The following is a 1323-nucleotide window of genomic DNA, read 5'->3' on the forward strand; positions in this document are numbered from 1 at the left end:
CGTGTACGGGCAGAGTGGAAAGATAACCGCCTGACGATCTTGGGCGATGACGTGGAAGAGGATCTTCCTTCCATCACCTTGACGACAGAGAAAAAGGTAGGCGAGAAGATAGAGCTTTCGATCAACGCCGAGCCGGAAGACCAAGCGGATGTCTGGATAGACCTGAACAACAACAAGGTCAAAGATGCAGGCGATAGCATAACCGAATTTGACCCTCCTCAAGAGTACACGCTCGGCTCGCAGACCGTTACGGTGTATGGAAAGGTAACCGAGTTGTACTGCTACTCTAACTCCCTCACCTCGCTGGATGTGAGCAAGAACACCGCTTTGACAGAGTTGTCCTGCTACTCTAACTCCCTCACCTCGCTGGATGTGAGCAAGAACACCGCTTTGACAGTGTTGGACTGCTCCTCTAACTCCCTCACCTCGCTGGATGTGAGCAAGAACACTGCTTTGACAGAGTTGTACTGCTTCTCTAACTCCCTCACCTCGCTGGATGTGAGCAAGAACACGGCTTTGACAGAGTTGCGCTGCTACTCTAACTCCCTCACCTCGCTGGATGTGAGCAAGAATACCGAGTTGGAATGGTTGATATGCAACTCTAACTCCCTCACCTCGCTGGATGTGAGCAAGAACACTGCTTTGACACGGTTAGACTGCTACTCTAACTCCCTCACCTCGCTGGATGTGAGCAAGAACACTGCTTTGACCAAGTTGTCCTGCTACTCTAACTTCCTCACCTTGCTGGATGTGAGCAAGAACACAGCTTTGACTTATTTGAACTGCGAGGAGAACGCCAACCTTAGCTCCTTGAAGATCTCGAGCAGCATAAATGATGAGTTGTCGGTCAAGAGCTGTAAGCTGAGCGCGGAGACACTGAACGAGATATTCCGCACGCTTCCAGATGTAAAAGGGCAGAGCTTCGGTCGGAAGAAGATCTGGATCGCAAACAATCCGGGTACGGATGCGTGCAACAAGAAGATAGCCAAGGACAAAGGCTGGAAATTGGATGTCGGAGATACTCCGCCTGCCGGCTACAGCATGACGATGACGACAACGAAAGCCGTCGGCGAGAAGATAAAGCTTTCGATCAACGCCGAGCCGGAAGACCAAGCGGATGTCTGGATAGACCTGAACAACAACAAGGTCAAAGATGCAGGCGAGAGCGTAACCGAATTTGGCTCCGATAAAGAGTACACGCTCGGCTCTCAGACCATTACGGTGCATGGAAAGGTAACCGATTTTCGTTGTAGAGGAGAGCAGCTCTCCTCATTGGATGTGAGCAACAACACCGCTTTGGAACAGTTGTTCTGCTACAAGAAC

1 protein-coding gene is annotated in these 1323 nt (G+C 50.9%); it reads left to right on the forward strand.

Annotated features, from left to right (window positions below; all coding sequences use genetic code 11):
- Nucleotides 1-1323 (forward strand): leucine-rich repeat domain-containing protein (locus tag JT26_RS10770; RefSeq protein ID WP_369793998.1); only part of this gene is annotated, 1323 nt, incomplete at both ends.

The organism is Porphyromonas sp. COT-108 OH1349, from assembly GCF_000768755.1.
GTDB classification, from domain to species: Bacteria; Bacteroidota; Bacteroidia; order Bacteroidales; family Porphyromonadaceae; genus Porphyromonas_A; species Porphyromonas_A canoris.